This window comes from Pseudomonas sp. PSPC3-2 (assembly GCF_049897085.1).
Classification (GTDB): domain Bacteria; phylum Pseudomonadota; class Gammaproteobacteria; order Pseudomonadales; family Pseudomonadaceae; genus Aquipseudomonas; species Aquipseudomonas paraveronii.
In genome coordinates, this window is record NZ_JAFCVO010000008.1 from 168,674 (window position 1) to 189,435 (window position 20,762).

The window sequence follows — 20,762 nt, forward strand, 5'->3', positions numbered from 1 at the left end:
GTTTAGCACGCAAAAGCCCCACGCATCCGATGCGTGGGGCTTTGGTTTCTGGTTGACCGCTTAGAAGTGGAAGCTGGTGGTCAACAGTGCGGTGCGCCCGGCCGCCTGGTTGGCGAAGTGGGTCGAGAAGGCCTTGTCGTAGTAGGTCTTGTCGGTCAGGTTCTGCACGTTCAGTTGCAGATCGACGTTCTTGGTCAGCTTGTAGCTGGCCATGGCGTCGTAGCGGGTGTAGGACGGTACATACACGGTGTTGCCGACATCGCCGTAGACCTCGTCGACATAGAACGCACCGCCGCCGATGGTCAGTTTCGAAGTGATGTCATAGGTGGTCCACAGGCTGAAGGAATTCTTCGGCGTATTGGGCATTTGGTTGCCCTCGTTGGAACCGGCGCTGACGACCCCGTTGCGCCCGTTGCGACCGGCTTTGACCAGTTCGCTGTCGAGGTAGCTGTAGCCGGCGAACACTTGCCATTGATCCGTGAGTTTGCCGCTGGCCGAGAGCTCGATGCCGTCGACTTGGGATTCGCCGGCGTTCTGGTAGGTCAGGGCATCGACCAAAATGCGCGTGTTCTTCTTCTCGGTGCGGAACACCGCAGCCGTCAGCGAAAGGCGGTCGTGGAACAGATCCCACTTGGTGCCCAGCTCATAGTTGACGGTTTCTTCCGGTTGCAGGTCGCTGGTGGCGGCGCCGGCAGACAGTGGGTTGCCGTCGGAGCCTTCACCCACCAGGCCACCGGCCGGGGTTGCCGAGGTGGCGTAGGACGCATAGATACTGGCGTTCTCCACAGGCTTCCAGACCAGGCCGCCCTGCCAGTTGAAGAATTGGCTGTCTTCCTTGATCTTGGTGCGCCCGGCAGCGGCGTTGGTGTTGGCCACGGTGTCGAAGGTGTCGTAGCGCAGGCCGACGTTCAGCAGCCATTTCGGGTCCAGTTCGATGGTGTCGAACACGTAGGCGCCGCGGCTGGTGGCTTTGGTGTTGGTGCCGTTGTAGTTGCGCGCGATGCTGCCGGTCCAGGCGTCGTCCGGGTTCGGATTGCTCAGCGAGGTGCATTGGCCGCCCAGGCTGCCTTTGGCCACGGTGCAGACCGGGTTGGCGTTGGGGCTGATGGTGTAGCTGCTGACACGGGTTTCTTCGCCGGTGAATTCGAGGCCGGTGGAGTAGGTGTTCTTGAAGCCCAGCGCCTGGAAGCTGCCGAACAGGTCGGTCTGGTTGGTGGTGGTCTCGGTGGTCGACACGCGGCTGTTGGCGCGGCGCCAGACGGTGCCGAACTTGTTGACGTTGAGTTTGCTGTCGTCCGGCTGCGTGAGGATATAGTCCTGGCCGGTGTTGCCATGGCGCAGGGTGTTTTTCAGCGTCATGTTGTCGTTCAGGTCATGTTCGACGGAGACCGTGCTGATATCGGCGCGGGTCTTGCGGAAGTCGCGGCTCTTGAGGCCGTAGAAGTTATTGCTGTCGCCGCCGTCGTTGGGTTTGTCGTGTACGTGGGCGGTGGCGGTCGCGGAGCCGTAACCGTAGGGAATCCCCGAATCCGGCAGGTCGTCGCTTTCCATGTGGTAGTAGCTGACGTTGACGCGGGTCGGCGTGCCCAGGCCGAAGGTCAGCGACGGCGCCACGCCCCAGCGGTCGTAGTTCACTGCGTCGCGGCCGGCCACGTTCTGCTCGTGGCTCATCAGGTTCAGGCGGAACGCGGCGCTGTCGTCGAGGAATTGGCGGTTAACGTCGAGCACGTAGCGGCGGGTCTGGTCGGAACCGTAGGTGAAGCCGCCGTTGGTGAAGTCCCGCGCCTGGGGCGTCTTGCTCACCAGGTTGAGGCTGCCACCGGCCGAGCCACGCCCGCCGAACGAGGAGTTCGGGCCTTTGCTGACTTCGATCGATTCAATGTCGAAGATCTCACGGGTCTGGCCGCCGGTATCGCGCACGCCGTCCAGGTAGGTGTCGCCCTGGGCGTCAAACCCGCGGATGAACGGGCGGTCGCCCTGGGGGTTGCCGCCTTCGCCGGCGCCAAAGGTAATGCCGGGCACGGTGCGCAAAGCATCCTGCAGCGAGGTGGCAGCGGTGTCCTTGAGTACTTGCTGCGGCACCACGGTGACGGAGCGCGGCGTGTCCACCAGCGGCGCGGTGTATTTTTGCGAAGAGGCTTTCTCGACCTGATAGGAGGTGGCGTCCTGTTCTTCCCCGGTGATGCTGGTGGCGCCCAGGGAGATGCTGTTGCGCTGGCCTTTCTGTTCGGTGTCTTCGGCCGCTTGCGCCAGATGGGCGACGGAGCTGGCGCCGAGAGCAACGCCGATGGCCGAAGCCAGCAAGCGTGGTGAACTGGTAGGTGTTTTTAAGCAAGTGCGCGACATGACGTGTCCTTTCCCCAAGGATGTGAGGCCGCGGAATATAGATTGAACAAGACTTTGTATCAATTGCGATTCATTGCTATTCGTAGCGAATTTACATTCTTTACACTTTTCCCTTACGGTTTTTACGATCTCGTTCGTCTATGCGTTTTACAGATTGGATAAGAATCAATACCATTAACGTCTTTCCGCTCTCAGGTAGTGCCCATGTTGCTGCATATTCCCGGCCTGTTCTCTCGTGAGGAAGTGCAGCGCATCCGCCAAGCGCTGGAAGCCGCCGACTGGGCCGACGGTAAAATCACCGCCGGGTACCAGTCCGCCAAGGCCAAGCACAACCTGCAATTGCCCGAAGGCCACCCGCTGGCCAAGGAAATCGGTGCGGCGATGCTTGAGCGGTTGTGGCAAACCCCGCTGTTCATGTCGGCGGCGTTACCGCACAAAGTCTTCCCGCCGCTGCTTAACTGCTACACCGCCGGGGGCAGTTTCGATTTCCATATCGACAATGCCGTGCGCCAGCCCAAGGGCAGCCATGAGCGGGTGCGCACCGACCTGTCGTCGACCCTGTTCTTCAGCGACCCGGAGGAGTACGACGGCGGCGAACTGGAGATCCAGGACACCTTCGGCCTGCAACGGGTCAAACTGCCCGCCGGCGACATGGTGCTCTACCCCGGTTCCAGCCTGCACAAAGTCAACGCCGTGACCCGTGGCGCACGCTACGCCTCGTTTTTCTGGACCCAAAGCCTGGTGCGCGAAGACAGCCAGCGCACCTTGCTGTTCGAGATGGACGGTGCGATCCAGCAACTGAGCGCGGATGTCCCCGACCACCCGGCGTTGATCCAGCTCACCGGCACTTACCACAACCTGTTGCGTCGCTGGGTCGAGGTCTGAGCATGGGTTTTTTATTGCGCCGTGAAGAAGTGCTCAACGTCGAACAGTTGCAGCGCATGCTCGACGACTCACCGGTGCGCGCGGCCCAGGCGATCCTGATCGCGGCCAAGGAGCGCGTGGTCGATGCCCAGGCCTTGCTCGGGCAGATCCTCTTGGAAGGGCGCGGCATCGAGCGCGATGAAGCGCTGGCTCTGCGCTGGTTCCAGATCGCGGCGCAGGGCGGGCACTTGATGGCGCGCAATATGTTGGGGCGCTGCCGGGAGCATGGCTGGGGTTGCACCGCCGACGAAGCGGCGGCGGCGTGGGAATATCAGCTTGCGGCCGAAGCCGGGTTGGACTGGGCGCAGTACAACTACGCCAACCTGCTGGCCACCGGTCGCGGCGTCGCCGAGGATCAAGCACACGCGCTGAGGTGTTATCGCCAGGCGGCGGAGCAGGGCCATGCGAAGTCGATGAACCTGTTGGGACGCTATCTGGAAGAGGGGCAATTTTGCCCGAGGGATCTGGACGCTGCCGTAGCGTGGTATCGACGCTCAGCCGAAGCTGGTGATTTTCGTGGGCAGTTCAGTTATGCGGCGGTGCTGGCCGACAGCGGCCAGATCGAGGCGGCGCTGGCGTGGCTGCGCACGGCGCTGGCAGGCGGCAATTTGAAGTTTTTGCGGGTGGCACACAAGGCGTTGGCGGCGGCGAATGACCCGCGGATTCGGGCGATGGCCGATGCCTATGAGCAACGTGCTCTGACCTGTTTCTGAGCTATAAAAAACCCATGACGAGTCATGGGTTTTTTGTTTTAGGGCCGTCTTACACGTAGTACGACTTCAACGGCGGAAAGCCATTGAATTCAACCGCGCTGTAGCTGGTGGTGTACGCACCGGTCGACAACCAGTACATCCGATCACCGATTGCCAGGTTCAGCGGCAGGCCGTACTTGTAGTTTTCGTACATGATGTCGGCGCTGTCGCAAGTAGGACCGGCGATCACCACTTCTTCCATCTCGCCTTTCTTCTCGGTCCAGATCGGGAACTTGATCGCTTCGTCCATGGTTTCGATCAGGCCGGAGAACTTGCCCACGTCCGTGTACACCCAACGCTCGACGGCGGTACGCGATTTACGTGCAACCAGTACCACTTCACTGACCAGGATGCCGGCGTTGGCGATCAGCGAACGGCCCGGTTCCAGGATGATTTCCGGCAGGTCGTCGCCGAAATCCTCCTTGAGGAAACGGATGATTTCTTCAGCGTAGGTTTCCAGGCTGTTGGTGCGGGTGATGTAGTTGGCCGGGAAGCCGCCGCCCATGTTGATCAGCTTGAGGTGGATGCCGTCTTCTTCCTTCAGGCGCTCGAAGATCACTTTGACCTTGGCAATCGCCGCGTCCCACACGCTGATGTCGCGCTGTTGCGAGCCGACGTGGAACGAGAGGCCATACGGCACCAGGCCCAGGTCACGCGCCAGGATCAGCAGGTCCATGGCCATGTCGGTCTGGCAGCCGAATTTACGCGACAAAGGCCAGTCAGCCGTGGTCGAGCCTTCGGTGAGGATACGCACATAGATTTTCGAGCCCGGAGCGGCCTTGGCAATGTTGCGCAGGTCGGCTTCGGAGTCGGTGGAGAACAGGCGCACCCCCTTATCATAGAAGTAGCGGATGTCCTTGGACTTCTTGATGGTGTTGCCGTAGCTGATACGGTCGGCGCTGACGCCGCGGTCCATCACTTTGTCGAGCTCGTAGATCGAGGCGATGTCGAAGCTCGAACCCTTGTCTTTCAACAGGTCGATGATCTCGACGGCCGGGTTGGCCTTGACCGCGTAATAGATGTTGGCAAATTCGAAACCGGCGCGCAGGTCATCGTAGGCCTGGCTGATCATCGCGGTGTCGATCACCACGAACGGGGTTTCTTGCTTGTCGGCGAACGCCTTCATTTTGTCAAAAGTGGCGCGCGCGAAATAGTCTTCGACGTTGATCGACATGCTGGGAACTCCTAAGGGCAAACTAAATTGATCAATGGGTGCAAATGAACGTCCTCCGTATCCCCACTTTGGTTCGCCTACTTCCCAAGGCATGTCGCCGAAAGCAAAAAGGCCATGGGAATAACCGCTTCCCTTGGCCTTGCTGTCTCGTCGTCAGTACTTGAGCCGGATGGATCGTTTCCAGCATGGACGTTCGGCGCGAACTTTAGGACTTGAGGGGCCATAGATCAACTAAAAATGTCGCGTTTTTGCACGCGTTCGTCGCGGGACCGCGTGCAGCTACTTATGTAACCGACAGGTGTGACGGATTGATGTTCCCCGCAGGCGGATAATTGAGGGTATTTCCCTGACACACCACAGGCCAAATGTGGGAGGGGGCTTGCCCCCGATGGCAGTGTGTCAGCCATGAATATATTGACTGATACACCGCCATCGGGGGCAAGCCCCCTCCCACAGTTTTACGCGTGTTGTGTCAGATCAGGCCAGCGCAGTCTCGGCAGGCGAAACGATACTGGTCTTGCCCCCACGCGACTTACCGGAGCTCAAGTACTCGGCAATCGACTCCTGCGTCACTTCACCCAAAAACACCCGCTCGGCATCCAGCACCGGCAACCACGAGCGGTTGAACTCGTACATGCGTGACAACAGGATGCGCAAGTGCTCGTCATACGCCGCCGTGGCGTTGAACTCGAGCAGGTATTGACCGCAAGTGCCGGTCTGACGGTGCAGGTCGCGACGTCGCACATAACCCAGCGCCTTGTTCTCGGCGCAGGTGACCACCACATAGCGGCGGTCGAGTTCGTCCATCAGCTCCAGGGCGTCGGCCACCGGGGTTTGCGGGCTGACCGACGGCGCGTTGTCCGCTGCATCTTCGGCTTTTACCAGCAGCAGACGCTTGAGGGTGCTGTCCTGGCCGACGAAGTTGCTGACGAACTCGTCCACCGGGTGCGCCAGCAGGGTGTCCGGGTGGTCGATCTGCAGCAGCTTGCCGGCGCGGAAGATGGCGATCTTGTCACCCAGCTTGATGGCTTCATCGATGTCATGGCTGACCATGATCACGGTCTTGTTCAGCGCGCGCTGCATCTCGAAAAATTCGTTCTGGATCATTTCGCGGTTGATCGGGTCGACTGCGCCGAACGGCTCATCCATCAGCAGCAACGGCGCATCCGCCGCCAGCGCACGGATCACGCCGATGCGCTGTTGCTGGCCACCGGACAGTTCGCGCGGATAGCGGTGCAGGTACTGCTTGGGTTCCAGCTTGATCATGCTCATCAACTCGCGGGCGCGGTCGTGGCATTTCTGCTTGTCCCAGCCCAGCAACTTGGGCACCACCACGATGTTTTCCTCGATGGTCATGTTCGGGAACAGGCCGATCTGCTGGATCACATAGCCGATATTGCGACGCAGGGTCACTTCGTCGAGGTCGGTGGTGTCTTCGCCGTTGATCAGGATCTTGCCCGAGGTGGGCTTGATCAGGCGGTTGATCATTTTCAGCGTGGTGCTCTTGCCGCAGCCCGAGGGCCCCAGGAATACGCAAATCTCGCCTTCATTGACGGTCAGGCTTACGTCGTTCACGGCGGAGACAGTTTTGCCGTTGCTTTGAAAAGTCTTGGTCAGGTGTTGAAGTTCGATCATTTGAGCAGTCCTTTTGGAGTCAGCGAGCGTTGCAGCCATTGCAGAAGCAGGTCGGCGAAGATGGCCAGGAGACTGACCAGTACGGCGCCGACGATCAGCATCGACATGTCGCTGCGGCTGATGGAAGCCAGAATAAGTACACCCAGGCCGCCGGCACCGATGGTGGCGGCGATGGTCATCACGCCGATGTTCATCACCACGGCGGTGCGCACCCCGGCGAGGATCACCGGCACGGCGATGGGCAGTTCGACCATGCGCAGGCGCTGGCCGAAGGTCATGCCGATGCCTTTGGCGGCTTCGCGAATACCCGGGTCCACGCCGGTCAGGGCCAGGTAGGTGTTACGCATGATCGGCAGCAGGGAGTAGAGGAACACGGCGGTGATCGCCGGCATTGGCCCCAGGCCCTGGCCGAATGTGGAGTAGAACGGCAGCAGCAGACCGAACAGGGCGATGGACGGCACGGTCAGCAGCACGGTGGCGCTGGCTTGCAGCGGGCCGGCCAAGCTCGGGAAACGGGTCATCAGCACGCCGAGGGGCACGCCGACGACAATCGCGAGGATCACGGCGATGCCGACCAGGGTGATGTGCTGCCAGGTCAGGTGCAGGACGAGTGCCCAATCAAGATGGGAAAAGGCGTTCAGAAATTCCATGTCTTCTCCTCTTAATTAGTTGATCGGATGTTGGCGCAGGAAATCTGCGGCCACGGCGGACGGGCTTTCATGGTCGACGTCGACCCGCGCGTTCAACTGGCGCATGGTTTCATCGTCGAACAGTGCGGCCAGCGGCTTGAGGTCTGCCGCCAGTTGTGGGTGTGCATCGAGGTACGCCTGGCGCACCACCGGCGCGGCGGTGTAGTCCGGGAAGTAATGTTTGTCGTCTTCGAGCAGCTTCAATTTGAAGGCGCTCAGGCGACCGTCGGTGGTGTAGACCAAACCGGCAAACACCTGGCCATTACGCAGCGCGGTATAGACCAGGCCGGCGTCCATCTGCCGGGTGTTTTTGCGGGTCAGGTTCATGTCGTACAGCTTGACCATGCCGTCCATCCCGTCGGAACGGTTGGCGAATTCGGTGTCCAGGGCCACCAGGCGCGTGCCTTTGTTTGTTTGCGCCAGGGCTTGGGTCAGGTCGCTGATACTGTTGATCTGCGGAAATTCCTTGGCCACGTTCTCTGGCAGCGCCAACGCGTAGGTGTTGCTGAATTTAGACGGCGACAGCCAGGCAAGACCTCTTTTTGCATCGAGTTCTTTCACCCGTGCGTAGGACTGTTCGCTGCTGAGTTTCTCGTCCACATGGTTGTAATTCACCAGCGACACCCCGGTGTATTCCCAGAGCATATCCAGTTGCCCGCTTTCCTGGGCACTGCGCGCCAGATTGCTGCCCAGGCCGCCGGTTACGCGGGTGTCATAGCCCTTGGTGCGCAGGTACTGGGCAGTGATTTCGGCCAGCAAGGTCTGTTCGGTGAACACCCGGGCGCCGATGCGGATGACTGGTTTTTCTGCGGCTTGCGCAATACCTGCGAACAGCAGGACGCAGCTCAATATCAATGTCAGTTTTTTCATGTTGGTTCCTATGCCAAGCCTTAAGACGGACGCAACCCGCGTTCCAGCCAGAGGCGGCTGGCCATGGTCACCAGGCCGTCGAGCAGCAATGCCAGCAACGCGGTACATGCGGCACCGAGCAGCAGTTGCGGATGGTTGTTCAGGGCGATGCCGGGGAAGATCAGGCTGCCCAGGCTGTTGGCACCGATCAGGAACGCCAGCGGCGCGGTGCCGACGTTGATCGCCAGTGCCACGCGCACGCCGCCGATGATGATCGGCACGGCGTTCGGCAACTCGACGCGAAACAGCACCTGGCGCGGGGTCATGCCGATGCCGGTGGCGGCTTCTTTCAGCGAACCTTGGACGTTTTTCAGGCCTTCGTAGGTGTTGCGCACGATGGGCAGCAAGGAGGCGAGGAACAGCGCGAAGATCGCCGGGCCGCTGCCGATGCCGAGGACGCCGAGGGCGATGGCCAGTACGGCCAGGGGAGGGACGGTGTTGCCGATGTTGAAGATTTGCATGAAGCGTTCTGCGCGCCCGACCATGTTCGGTCGGCTGAGCAGGATACCGGCGGGGATGCCCACAATCAGGGCGGCCAGCATGGAGACTAGGACGAGAATCAGGTGAGCTTGCAGGTAAAACAACAAATCGTCGCGGTACAGTTCGATCGTGTTGATGCCGATCCAGTGGATCAGCAGGGCCAGGAGAGCGACGACAACCGCTCCTCCTATCAGCCCTTTGCCATAGCGAATAGCCACAGGCGGACTCCTTTTGTTCAGTCGGCGAACACATTTCTTCGTGGCATGCCATTTCTGGCTGTCAACGGATGTGGACGCGAAAAGCAGCTCGCCAATGCCGGTAAGACGGCGTGAGGTCGAGCTATGAGCGCAGCCTCGTCAGGCTAACTTGCTGATTTTTCAGCCCCTGTTCCGAGTGCGGTAGCAGGGGAGTGGACGTCTCTACCTTTTAAAAGGTTCCATACTTGGCAGTATTTAGCCACCCCCAACCGGGTGAACGGTGGTCCGGCACCCTGGGTTTGCGCTATACTCGCCGCCCTTTTTTGACTCACCTGCCAGGCGATTTCCCATGACCCACCAGGCCGCCGAAGTCGCGAAACGCCGCACTTTCGCCATTATTTCCCACCCCGATGCCGGTAAAACCACCATCACCGAGAAGCTCCTGCTGATGGGCAAGGCAATCGCAGTGGCCGGCACGGTGAAATCCCGCAAATCCGACCGCCATGCCACCTCCGACTGGATGGAAATGGAAAAACAACGGGGTATTTCCATTACCACGTCGGTCATGCAGTTCCCATATCGCGATCACATGATCAACCTGCTCGACACCCCGGGCCACGAAGACTTCTCCGAAGACACCTACCGCACCCTGACCGCGGTGGACTCGGCCTTGATGGTCCTCGACGGCGGTAAGGGCGTCGAGCCACGTACCATTGCGCTGATGGACGTTTGCCGTCTGCGCGACACGCCGATCGTCAGCTTTATCAACAAACTCGACCGCGACATCCGCGACCCGATCGAGTTGTTGGATGAAATCGAAGCCGTCCTGAAGATCAAGGCCGCGCCGATCACTTGGCCGATCGGTTGCTACCGCGACTTCAAGGGGGTGTACCACCTGGCCGACGACTACATCATTGTCTACACCGCCGGCCACGGTCACGAACGCACCGATGTGAAAATCATCGAAAAGCTCGACTCCGACGAAGCCCGCGCCCACCTGGGCGATGAGTACGACCGTTTTGTCGACCAGTTGGAACTGGTGCAGGGCGCCTGCCACGAATTCAACCAGCAGGAATTCCTCGACGGCCAACTGACCCCGGTGTTCTTCGGTACCGCGTTGGGCAACTTCGGTGTCGACCACGTGCTCGACGCCGTGGTGGACTGGGCCCCGCGCCCGCTGGCCCGGGTCGCCAACGAGCGTACCGTGGAGCCGGTGGAAGAGAAATTCGCCGGCTTCGTGTTCAAGATCCAGGCGAACATGGACCCCAAACACCGCGACCGTATCGCCTTTATGCGCATCTGCTCCGGCAGATACGAAAAAGGCATGAAGATGCGCCACGTGCGCATCGGCAAGGACGTGCGCATCGGCGACGCCCTGACGTTCTTCTCCTCGGAGCGTGAACAGCTCGAAGAAGCCTACGCCGGCGACATCATCGGCCTGCACAACCACGGCACCATCCAGATTGGCGACACCTTCACCGAAGGCGAAACGCTGGGCTTCACCGGTATCCCGCACTTCGCCCCGGAACTGTTCCGCCGCGTGCGCCTGCGCGACCCGCTGAAATCCAAGCAACTGCGCCAAGGTTTGCAGCAACTGGCGGAGGAGGGCGCGACCCAGGTGTTCTTCCCCGAGCGCAGCAACGACATCATCCTCGGCGCCGTCGGTGTGCTGCAGTTCGATGTGGTCGCCAGCCGCTTGAAAGAGGAATACAAGGTCGAATGCTCCTACGAGCCAATCACCGTGTATTCGGCGCGTTGGATCGATTGCAGCGATAAGAAGAAGTTGGAAGAGTTCTCCAACAAAGCCGTGGAAAACCTTGCGATCGACGGCGGCGGTCACCTGACCTACCTGGCCCCGACCCGGGTCAATTTGGCGCTGATGGAAGAGCGCTGGCCGGATGTGAAATTCCGCGCGACCCGCGAGCACCATTAAGGTCTGAGCGGTGGACAAGAGGGCGAAGCTGTCATGGCTTCGCCCTTTTTCATGGGCGCGACAAAACAACCTGTGGGAGGGGCGGTGCGACGATTCGACTTGCTCCCGATAGCGGTGGATCAGCCACTCTCTGTGCTGGCTGATCCACCGCTATCGGGAGCAAGCTCCCTCCCACATTTTTTGATCTCCCCCGGTATGGGATTGGCGAGAACCCGGCATTGGGACTAGCGTCAACGCTGGCGGTACTAAACAGCCGTCGTGCGGGACTCACCTACTGACTGGAGGGGATCGACCATGAGTATTGTTCAACGCGTCGTGCTGTTGCTAAAGGTGCTGGTGCTGTTGTCATTGGGAATGTCGACGGCCTGGGCACATAACCCCGTACAGAGCGGGGCGGCGGTGTTTGCGGTTCAGAGTGGGGAGGGCAAGGTCCTGCAGTTGGCCAAGTCCGAATCGGAGGCTGGCGATGAGGATCAGGGTGGCAGCAAGGGCGATGACGACTCCACCACCGACGAGCCGGGCGATGACAGCTCGGATGATGAAGGCGATAGCCAAACGTAGATCCGGCGAAAAAAAGCCCCTCCCACCAGGCTGATGCGCAATCTGACGGGAAGGGCTGTAGAACGCTGTGTCACCGCGCTCCCCACACGGGAGCGCGGTGCTCATTTCAGGCGACGAACTGCTCCGCATAGTGGCAAGCCACCTGGCGGTTATCCAACGGCCGCAACTGCGGCTCCTCGCTGCTGCAACGCTCGGTCGCATACGGGCAGCGTTTGTGAAAGGCGCAACCCGACGGTGGGTTCAGCGGGTTGGGCAACTCGCCGACGATCTTGATCTTCGGCTTGTTCGGGTCCGGGTGAATGGTCGGGGTCGCCGACAGCAGTGCCTGGGTGTACGGGTGCAAGGGGCGGGCGTAGATATCGTCCTTGGGGCCGACTTCCACTGGGCGGCCGAGGTACATCACCATCACGTCGTCGGCAACGTGTTGCACCACCGCGAGGTTGTGGGAAATGAACACGTAGGCGGTGTTGAATTCCTGCTGCAAATCCATGAACAGGTTAAGCACCTGGGCCTGGATCGACACGTCCAGCGCCGAGGTCGGTTCATCCGCCACCAGCACTTTGGGTTGCAGCATCATGGCGCGGGCCAATGCGATCCGCTGGCGCTGGCCACCGGAGAACATGTGCGGGTAGCGCTGATAATGCTCAGGGCGCAGGCCCACCTGCTTCATCATCGCCTGGACCTTTTCGCGGCGCTCGGCGGCGGACAGGTTGGTGTTGATCAGCAACGGTTCGCCGAGTTGATCGCCGACTTTCTGCCGTGGGTTCAGCGAGGCATACGGGCTCTGGAATACCATCTGCACGTCTTTGCGCAATTGCTTGCGCTGCGCTTTGTTGGCGCCGGTGACTTCCTGGCCGGCGATTTTCAACGAGCCTGAAGACGGTTCTTCAATCAGCGTCAGCGCACGGGCCAGGGTGGATTTGCCGCAACCCGACTCGCCTACCACCGCGAGCGTCTTGCCGGCTTCCAGCTCAAAGGACACGCCGTTGAGGGCGCGCACGGTGGCGTGGCCCTTGAACAGGCCACGGGACACTTCGTAGTGACGGGTCAGGTCGCGGGCGGTAAGAACGACGGCCATTACGCCACCTCCTGGTTCAAGGGGTAGAAGCAGCGTGCAAGGCTGTTCGATTTAGGGTCCAGGCCCGGACGGGTCTGGCGGCAGCTGTCCTGCACGTAGGGGCAACGCGGCGACAACAGGCAACCTTGCGGGCGGTCATAACGGCCGGGCACGATGCCGGGCAGCGTGGCCAGGCGCGCGGCACCGAGGCTGTGCTCCGGGATCGCCTTGAGCAGCGCTTCGCTGTAGGGATGCGCCGGAATATCGAACAGTTGCGGCACCTGGCCGACTTCCACCGCTTGGCCGGCGTACATCACGCACACGCGCTGGGCGGTTTCTGCCACGACCGCGAGGTCGTGGGTGATCAGCACCAGGCCCATGTTCTGCTCTTTTTGCAGGGCCAGCAGCAGGTCCATGATCTGCGCCTGGATGGTCACGTCTAGCGCGGTGGTCGGTTCGTCGGCGATCAGCAACTTCGGTTCGCCGGCAATCGCCATCGCGATGGCCACACGCTGGCTCATACCGCCGGACAATTGGTGCGGGTAGGCGTCCATCCGGCTGGCAGCGCCAGGGATCTCGACTTTTTCCAGCAGTTCGATGGCGCGCTTGCGCGCTTGCTTGCTGGACATCTTCAGGTGCAGGCGCAGCACTTCTTCGATTTGGAAGCCCACGGTGTAGCTGGGGTTCAGTGCGGTCATCGGGTCCTGGAACACCATCGCCAGGTCTTTGCCGACGATTTGCCGACGCTGGCGGTTGCTCAGCTTGAGCATGTCTTTGCCGTCGAAGTTCAGGGCGTCGGCGGTGACGATGCCGGGGTGCTCGATCAGGCCCATCAGCGCCATCATGGTCACGGATTTACCCGAGCCCGACTCGCCCACGATCGCCAGCACTTCGCCTTTGTCGACGCTAATGTCGAGGCCATCGACCACCGGTACGGCGGTCTTGTCGCCGAAGCGCACGTTGAGATTCTTGATTTCTAACAGTGACATGGGAAGCTCCTCAGGCGGCGTTCTTGAGTTTCGGGTCCAGCGCATCGCGCAGGCCGTCGCCCATCAAGTTGATTGCCAGCACGCTGAGCAAAATGGTCAGACCCGGCAGGCTCACGACCCACCAGGCGCGTTCGATGTAGTCACGGGCCGAAGCCAGCATGGTGCCCCACTCCGGCGTTGGCGGTTGCACGCCCAAGCCGAGGAAGCCGAGGGCTGCGGCATCGAGAATCGCCGAAGAGAAACTCAGGGTCGCCTGCACGATCAGCGGTGCCATGCAGTTGGGCAGCACGGTGATGAACATCAGGCGTGGCAGGCCGGCACCGGCCAGGCGGGCGGCGGTCACGTAGTCGCGGTTCAGTTCGCCCATCACCGCAGCGCGGGTCAAACGCACGTAGGACGGCAGCGACACGATGGCGATGGCGATCACGGTGTTGATCAGGCCAGGGCCGAGGATCGCGACAATGGCAACGGCCAGCAGCAGCGACGGCAGGGCCAGCATGATGTCCATCAGGCGCATGATGGTCGGGCCGAGCAGGCGCGGGAAGAACCCGGCGAACAGCCCGAGCAGGATGCCCGGAATCAGCGACATCACCACCGACGACAAGCCGATCAGCAGCGACAGGCGCGAGCCCTGGATCAGGCGCGAGAGCAAGTCACGGCCGAGTTCGTCGGTGCCGAGCAGGAACTGGATCTGCCCACCTTCCAGCCACGACGGCGGGGTCAGCAGGAAGTCACGGTATTGCTCGCTGGGGTTGTGCGGCGCCACCCAGGGGGCGAAGAGCGCGCAGAACACGATCAGCAGCATAAACAGCAGGCCGGCGACTGCGCCTTTGTTTTGGGAGAAGGCTTGCCAGAATTCTTTGTACGGGGACGGGTACAGCAGGCTTTGATCGACTGCTGACACTGGAGTGGGTGTGGTCATGGTCATGATCTCAGCGCTGGTGACGGATGCGTGGGTTGGCGAAGCCGTAGAGGATATCCACCACGAAGTTCACCACGATCACCAGGCAGGCGATCAGCAGAATGCCGTTTTGCACCACCGGGTAGTCCCGCGCGCCAATGGCTTCGATCAGCCATTTGCCGATGCCGGGCCACGAGAAGATGGTTTCGGTCAATACCGCACCGGCCAGCAAGGTGCCGACTTGCAGGCCGACCACGGTGAGGACCGGGATCAGCGCGTTACGCAGGCCGTGGACGAAGACGACGCGCGCCGGCGACAGGCCTTTGGCCTTGGCGGTGCGGATGTAGTCTTCGCGCAGTACTTCGAGCATCGACGAGCGGGTCATCCGCGCAATCACCGCCAGCGGGATGGTGCCGAGCACGATAGCCGGCAGGATCAGGTGGTGCAGGGCGTCCCAGAACGCATCCGGCTCGTTGGCCAGCAGGGTGTCGATCAGCATGAAACCGGTGCGTGGCTCGATGTCGTAGAGCAGGTCGATACGCCCGGAAACCGGGGTCCAGCCCAGGCTCACCGAGAAGAACATGATCAGGATCAGGCCCCACCAGAAGATCGGCATCGAATAGCCCGCGAGGGAGATGCCCATCACCCCGTGGTCGAACAGCGATCCTCGCTTCAAGGCCGCGATCACCCCCGCCAACAGGCCCAGGATACCGGCGAACAACAGGGCGGCCATGGACAGTTCCAGGGTCGCCGGGAAGAGTGCGGTGAACTCGGTCCACACGCTGGTGCGCGTGCGCAGGGACTCGCCAAGGTCGCCTTGGGCGAGCTTGCCGACATAGTCCAGGTATTGCGCATACAGCGGCTTGTTAAGGCCAAGGCGTTCCATTGCCTGTGCGTGCATCTCGGGGTCGACGCGGCGCTCGCCCATCATGACTTCGACGGGGTCGCCGGGAATCATGCGAATCAACGCAAAAGTCAGCAACGTGATGCCGAAGAATGTGGGGATCAATAACCCCAATCGGCGGGCAATAAAACTAAACATCTTGTGGTGTACCTCAATCAGCCGGTTAGGCAGGTTCGGCACCGTCAACGTCGACGGTGTCGAGCGTTTTTCTTATTTACTTCACCTGGGTGGTGGCGAAGTTATTGTTACCTAGAGGGCTTTGGGTAAAGCCTTCTACGTTTTTGCGCATGGCGGTGAACAGTTTCGGGTAAGCCATGGGAAGCCATGGTTGATCCTTGCCGAAAACGTCCTGTGCCTGTTCATAGAGCGCAGCCCGTGCTGCCGGTTCCTCGATTGCGCGGGCCTTGTCGATCAAGGCTTGAAACGCCTCGTTACACCAGCGCGCGTAGTTTTCGCCGTTTTTGGCGGCATCGCAACTCAGGTTAGGCGTGAGGAAGTTATCTGGGTCGCCGTTATCACCTACCCAGCCTGCGGAAACCATGTCGTGCTCACCGGCTTTGGCGCGCTTGAGCATCTCGCCCCATTCCATGACCTTGATGTTGACCTTCAGGCCAACCTGGGCCAGATCCGCCTGCATACGCTGGGCGCCCATCATTGGGTTGGGGTTGGTCGGGCCGCCGTTGGCGCGAGTGAACAGGGTGAATTCGGTGCCTTCCGGTACGCCGGCTTCCTTGAGCAGGGCGCGGGCCTTGTCCAGGTCGCGTGGCGGGTTTTTCAGTGTGTCGCTGAAGCCTAGCAGCGTTGGTGGATACGGGCCGGTGCCCACGACGGCGTTGCCTTCGCCAAACAGTGCTTTGGTATAGCCGGCCTTGTCGAACGCGATGTTGATCGCGTGACGTACCCGCGGGTCGCTCATGTACTTGTGGGTGGTGTTCAGGGCGGTGTAGCTGGTGGTCATCGCCGCCAGTTCATCGATCTTCAGGTTCGGGTCTTTCTTGATGCTTGGGATGTCATCCGGCTTTGGATACAGCGCGACCTGACACTCGTTGGCCTTGAGCTTCTGCAGGCGCACGTTGTTGTCGGTGGTGATCGCCAGGATCAGCGGGTCGGCCGGTGGCTTGCCGCGGAAGTAGTCCGGGTTGGCCTTGAAGCGCACCTGGGCGTCCTTGGCGTAGCGGGTGAAGATGAACGGGCCGGTGCCGATCGGCTTGGCGTTGAGGTCATCGGTCTTGCCGGACTTGAGCAACTGGTCGGCGTATTCGGCGGAGTGAATCGAGGAAAACGCCATGGCCAGGTCGGCCAGGAACGGTGCTTCACGGCGCGTCAGGGTAAAGACGACAGTGTGATCGTCGGTCTTCTCGACGCTCTTGAGCAGTTCCTTGAAGCCCATGCTTTCAAAGTACGGGTAGCCCACGTTGGACTTGGTGTGCCACGGGTGTTTCGGGTCCAGCTGGCGCTGGAAGCTCCAAAGCACGTCGTCGGCGTTCAGGTTGCGCGTGGGTTTGAAGTAGTCGGTGGTGTGGAACTTGATGTCGTCGCGCAGGTGGAAGGTGTAGGTCAGGCCGTCGGCGCTGATTTGCGGGAGATCTTTGGCCAGCGCGGGGACCACTTCGGTGGTGCCGGGCTTGAAGTCCACCAGGCGGTTGAACATAGTTTCGGCGGCGGCGTCGGCGGTGACGGCCGTGGTGTACAGGACCGGATCGAAACCTTCCGGACTGGCTTCGGTGCAGACCACCAGCGGTTTGGCCGAAATGCCAACCGCCACGCTCAACAGCGCAGCGGCAATGGCGGCTTGTAACGGGAGCATGTTCATTCGGAGCCCTCTGCAATCGATGGGACCAGACAAGCGTAGAGGGCGGGCTCGTCCTGAGCCCGCCGCCTACCTGGCGCTGATTAAAGAATGTTGAACGGGATGGTGGTGACCAGGCGGAACTCTCGGATGTTGCCGTCAGCCTGGTTGGCGCTGGCGCGGTGAGTCACATAGGTGCCACGAATGGTGGTGGCCTTCAGGGCACCGCTTTGGATGGCATAGGAAGTACCCACGCCGTATTCCTGGTGATGCTCGCCGTCTTGGGCCTGAATGCCGTTGTAAGCGAACTTGCTCACGCCGCCGTCGCCGGTGTAGTGAGTGCCGTCGATGCCCCAGCCGCGAGCCGAGTAGATGTTGAACTTCAAGCCAGGCACGCCGTATTCGGCCATGTTGAGGCCGTAGGCAACCTGGAAGGACTTCTCGTTCGGACCGTTGAAGTCAGAGGTCAGGGAGTTGGCCAGGTAGATACCGTTGGTTTCGTGCAGGTAGTCGAAGTACTCGTTGCCGTTCACTTCCTGGTACGAGAAGGTCAGGCTGTGCGCCTGGTGGGTCAGGCCGAGCGACAGCGAGTAGGTATCGTTGTCGATCTTGCCCATCAACTTTTTGCCTTCGTCGACGGTCTTGTAGTAGTTGAGACCTGTGGTCAGGGCCAGGGTTTGGCTGTCACCCAGTTCATGGGTAGCGCCGAAGTAGTACTGGTTCCAGAAGTCCTTGACGTTGGCGCCGAAGAAGCTGGTTTTCAGGCTTTTGAGTGGCTGCCAGTTCACACCGGCGGTGTAGACGTGGTCGGCTTCCTGCCTGCCATTGCCGTATTCGCTGCGGAATTTCGACAGGCTCTGTTCGGTACGTGGCGATACGCGATCGAAGTAGGCGCCCTGGAACGACAGGTTGCTGAACTCTTCGCTGTTGATTGCCACACCTTCGAAGCTCGAAGGCAGCGCACGGTTGCCAATGGTGTCGATGATGCCGCTGCTGAAGTTCTGGCGACCGGCGGTCAAGGTGGTGTTCGACACGCGGAACTTGGCGTTGGCCAGGCCCAGTTTGCTCCACTGGCCTACGGCGTCGCCGTCGGAGTCAGCCAGGGTGCGGTTGGAGCCGCCCTTGATGTCACGCTTGCTGCGGTCCAGGGCCACTACGTTGTAGGCCGCGACTTCGGTTGCCACGCCCACGGTGCCTTGGGTGAAGCCCGACGAGTAGTTGAGGATGGTGCCTTGCAGCCAGTTCGTGCGGTTCGCGTCGGTACGCTCCTGGCCGTGCTTCTCGTAGGTAAAGCGCTCGCCGCGGAATTTTTTCTCGCTGGAGAACCAGTTACGCGTGGTACCGCCCAGGCTCGATCCTTCGATAAAGCCCTTGGCCTCGCTTTGGGCGCTGGCGCCGGCCAGTGTGGTAGGAACGAAGTCCTGGCTCTGGGTTTCCGCATAGGCGGTCGCCGTGATGCTGCTGATGGCCAGGGCCAGAAGCGCTTTGCTGCTCAGTTTCATGGATGAAGCTCCTTTGGTTCTCTTTTTTTTATGCCGGTCTTTTAGGTGAACCGACTATTGGTGTGTAACTCGTTCAAGCATTTGCAAACGTTTGCCGTAGGAAATTTCCCAATAGAAGGCTGCACGTTTGCCGAAGAGTGTTATCCACTCTCCGCAATCCGGTTATTTTCTTATGGGGTGATACTGACGCCCGAGAACACGTTGCGGCCGAAGGGGCTCACTTTGAAACCTTCGACTTTGGCGCTTAACGGCTGGTTGACCGTCGAGTGGGCGACGGGTGTGATCGGCACCTGCGCTTTGAGCAGTTGCTGTGCCTGTTTGTACAGAACAGTCCGTTGTTCGCGGTCGGTGACGACCTTGGCTTGCTTGATCAGCTTGTCGTATGCCGGGTCACACCACATGGAGTAGTTGTTCCCGCCGATGGCGTCGCAGCTGTAAAGGGTGCCCAACCAGTTGTCCGGGTCGCCGTTGTCGCCGGTCCAGCCGATCAGGCTGATGTCGTGCTCACCGTTCTTGGTGCGCTTGATGTACTCGCCCCACTCGTAGCTGACGATCTTGACCTTGAGACCGATCTTGGCCCAGTCGTTCTGCAGCATCTCGGCCATCAGCTTGGCATTGGGGTTGTACGGCCGTTGCACCGGCATCGCCCACAGGGTGATCTCGGTACCTTCCTTCACGCCGGCGGCCTTGAGCAGCTCCTTGGCTTTCTCCGGGTTGTAGGCGGCGTCTTTGATGCTGTCGTCATAAGACCACTGGGTCGGTGGCATGGCGTTGACCGCCAGTTGCCCCGCGCCCTGGTACACGGCGTTCAGGATGCTCTGCTTGTTCACCGCCATGTCCAGCGCCTGGCGCACTTCGAGCTGGTCGAATGGTTTATGGCGCACGTTGTAGGCGATGTAGCCAAGGTTGAAGCCTGGCTTGGTCAACAGTTGCAGGTTCGGGTCGGCCTTGAGGGCGTCGACGTCCGCCGGGCGCGGATGCAGGGTGATCTGGCATTCGCCGGCCTTGAGCTTTTGCACCCGCACCGAAGCGTCGGTGTTGATGGCAAAGATCAGTTGGTCGAGCTTGACCCGGCTCGGGTCCCAGTACTGCTTGTTGCCTGTGTAGCGGATCTGCGAGTCTTTCTGGTAGCGCTGGAAGACGAACGGGCCGGTGCCGATCGGCTTCCGGTTGATATCGCTGGGCTTGCCTTGCTTGAGCAACTGCTCGGCGTACTCGGCCGACAGAATCGAGGCAAAGCTCATGGCGATGTTTTGCACGAACGCCGCGTCGACCGTGTTCAGGGTCATCACCACGGTGTACGGGCCGGTTTTCTCGACCTTGGCGATGTTCTTGTTCAGGCTCATCCCGTTGAAGTATGGAAACTCGGTGGGGTAGGCCTTGCGAAACGGATGTTCGGGGTCAAGCATGCGGTTGAAGGTGAACAACACGTCGTCGGCGTTGAAGTCACGCGTGGGCTTGAACTCTTTATTGCTGTGGAATTTCACCCCTTCACGCAGGTGGAAGGTGTAGGTCAGGCCATCTGGCGAAATATCCCACTTGGTGGCTAGCCCCGGTACGACGTTGGTCGCGCCCCTTTCAAACTCAACCAAGCGGTTATACAGCGGCTCGGCGGCATCGTTGTCGGTGGCGGTGGTGTACTGCGCGGTGTCAAAGCCTGCCGGGCTGCCTTCCGAACAGAACACCAGGCTCTTTTTCTCGGCGGCGTGGCCCATCGTGGCTACAGCCAGCAGGCTGGTGCCAAAAATTGCGGATAGAACGGTGGTATGGCGCATGACGATCCCGATCCTTGTTTGTAGTTGTCATCAGCGAGCAATCACCCCGGCATACGGCCAGGGGGACATCACTGATCCCACACACAGCAAGTGCCCATCAGATTGGAGCCTCTGCTGTCCTACGACGTTAGGGGTCGAGGACTTCGCAGTAAATGCGCAAAATCTGACTGACCTTGTAGGCAACGGAGCCGCGAATCGAAGTTCATTGCCGTAGGACGGCAGCGAGCGCGAATGTGGTCTGTTTC

At 60.6% G+C, this 20,762-nt stretch carries 17 protein-coding genes; 4 read left to right on the top strand and 13 right to left on the bottom strand.

Going from position 1 to position 20,762, the window contains the following annotated elements:
- Nucleotides 1-60 precede the first annotated feature (60 nt).
- On the bottom strand, nt 61-2,346 hold the full coding sequence (locus ACP7CJ_RS15405; RefSeq protein WP_276196493.1) for a TonB-dependent receptor: 2,286 nt from the start codon (nt 2,344-2,346) through the stop codon (nt 61-63).
- Nucleotides 2,347-2,550: 204 nt separating this feature from the next.
- Here ACP7CJ_RS15405 and ACP7CJ_RS15410 point away from each other — a divergent pair, with 204 nt between their 5' ends.
- Together ACP7CJ_RS15410 and ACP7CJ_RS15415 are read left to right on the top strand one after the other, a co-directional pair.
- Nucleotides 2,551-3,231: a Fe2+-dependent dioxygenase gene (locus tag ACP7CJ_RS15410; protein ID WP_276196494.1), complete on the top strand. Its 681-nt coding sequence runs from the start codon at nt 2,551-2,553 to the stop codon at nt 3,229-3,231.
- Between the two features lie 2 nt (nt 3,232-3,233).
- Nucleotides 3,234-3,983, top strand: a complete 750-nt coding sequence (locus ACP7CJ_RS15415) for a tetratricopeptide repeat protein (RefSeq protein WP_426100721.1) — start codon at nt 3,234-3,236, stop codon at nt 3,981-3,983.
- 49 nt (nt 3,984-4,032) lie between these two features.
- On the opposite strand, the gene ACP7CJ_RS15420 is transcribed toward ACP7CJ_RS15415, so the two are convergent.
- From ACP7CJ_RS15420 to ACP7CJ_RS15440, 5 genes are all read right to left on the bottom strand, one after another.
- Nucleotides 4,033-5,196, bottom strand: coding sequence for a type III PLP-dependent enzyme (locus tag ACP7CJ_RS15420; protein ID WP_276196496.1), 1,164 nt, complete (start codon nt 5,194-5,196; stop codon nt 4,033-4,035).
- A 477-nt stretch (nt 5,197-5,673) separates the two neighbouring features.
- Nucleotides 5,674-6,831 (bottom strand): betaine/proline/choline family ABC transporter ATP-binding protein, encoded by a 1,158-nt coding sequence (locus ACP7CJ_RS15425; RefSeq protein ID WP_426100719.1) that lies wholly within the window; start codon nt 6,829-6,831, stop codon nt 5,674-5,676.
- Nucleotides 6,828-7,481: an ABC transporter permease gene (locus ACP7CJ_RS15430; protein WP_247395523.1), complete on the bottom strand. Its 654-nt coding sequence runs from the start codon at nt 7,479-7,481 to the stop codon at nt 6,828-6,830. Before ACP7CJ_RS15430 ends, ACP7CJ_RS15425 begins: the two co-directional genes overlap by 4 nt.
- Nucleotides 7,482-7,496: 15 nt before the next feature.
- The gene (locus ACP7CJ_RS15435; RefSeq protein ID WP_247395522.1) at nt 7,497-8,390 is read right to left on the bottom strand and encodes a glycine betaine ABC transporter substrate-binding protein; all 894 of its coding nucleotides are present in this window, start codon (nt 8,388-8,390) and stop codon (nt 7,497-7,499) included.
- 20 nt (nt 8,391-8,410) lie between these two features.
- A complete protein-coding gene (locus ACP7CJ_RS15440) occupies nt 8,411-9,127 on the bottom strand; it encodes an ABC transporter permease (protein WP_247395521.1) in 717 nt (238 codons plus the stop codon).
- Nucleotides 9,128-9,455: 328 nt separating this feature from the next.
- On the opposite strand from ACP7CJ_RS15440, the gene ACP7CJ_RS15445 reads away from it, so the two are divergent.
- Nucleotides 9,456-11,039, top strand: a complete 1,584-nt coding sequence (locus ACP7CJ_RS15445) for a peptide chain release factor 3 (RefSeq protein WP_247395520.1) — start codon at nt 9,456-9,458, stop codon at nt 11,037-11,039.
- A 294-nt stretch (nt 11,040-11,333) separates the two neighbouring features.
- The gene (locus ACP7CJ_RS15450; RefSeq protein WP_276196498.1) at nt 11,334-11,600 is read left to right on the top strand and encodes a hypothetical protein; all 267 of its coding nucleotides are present in this window, start codon (nt 11,334-11,336) and stop codon (nt 11,598-11,600) included.
- A gap of 106 nt (nt 11,601-11,706) precedes the next feature.
- Here ACP7CJ_RS15450 and ACP7CJ_RS15455 read toward each other — a convergent pair whose 3' ends face one another.
- The 7 genes from ACP7CJ_RS15455 to ACP7CJ_RS15485 form a co-directional block, all read right to left on the bottom strand.
- Complete coding sequence (locus ACP7CJ_RS15455; protein ID WP_247395518.1) at nt 11,707-12,678, bottom strand: peptide ABC transporter ATP-binding protein; 972 nt, start codon at nt 12,676-12,678, stop codon at nt 11,707-11,709.
- Nucleotides 12,678-13,646, bottom strand: coding sequence for an ABC transporter ATP-binding protein (locus ACP7CJ_RS15460; RefSeq protein WP_102617145.1), 969 nt, complete (start codon nt 13,644-13,646; stop codon nt 12,678-12,680). The genes ACP7CJ_RS15455 and ACP7CJ_RS15460 overlap by 1 nt, the downstream gene beginning before the upstream one ends.
- A gap of 10 nt (nt 13,647-13,656) precedes the next feature.
- A complete protein-coding gene (locus ACP7CJ_RS15465) occupies nt 13,657-14,568 on the bottom strand; it encodes an ABC transporter permease subunit (RefSeq protein WP_247395517.1) in 912 nt (303 codons plus the stop codon).
- Nucleotides 14,569-14,578: 10 nt separating this feature from the next.
- Nucleotides 14,579-15,589 carry an ABC transporter permease subunit gene (locus ACP7CJ_RS15470; protein WP_247395514.1) on the bottom strand — a complete coding sequence of 337 codons (1,011 nt, stop codon included), beginning with the start codon at nt 15,587-15,589 and terminating at the stop codon, nt 14,579-14,581.
- A gap of 76 nt (nt 15,590-15,665) precedes the next feature.
- A complete protein-coding gene (locus ACP7CJ_RS15475; RefSeq protein ID WP_426100717.1) occupies nt 15,666-17,264 on the bottom strand; it encodes an ABC transporter substrate-binding protein in 1,599 nt (532 codons plus the stop codon).
- 80 nt (nt 17,265-17,344) lie between these two features.
- Nucleotides 17,345-18,742 (bottom strand): OprD family porin, encoded by a 1,398-nt coding sequence (locus ACP7CJ_RS15480; protein WP_276196500.1) that lies wholly within the window; start codon nt 18,740-18,742, stop codon nt 17,345-17,347.
- Nucleotides 18,743-18,912: 170 nt separating this feature from the next.
- On the bottom strand, nt 18,913-20,457 hold the full coding sequence (locus ACP7CJ_RS15485) for an ABC transporter substrate-binding protein (protein ID WP_426100825.1): 1,545 nt from the start codon (nt 20,455-20,457) through the stop codon (nt 18,913-18,915).
- Nucleotides 20,458-20,762 lie beyond the last annotated feature (305 nt).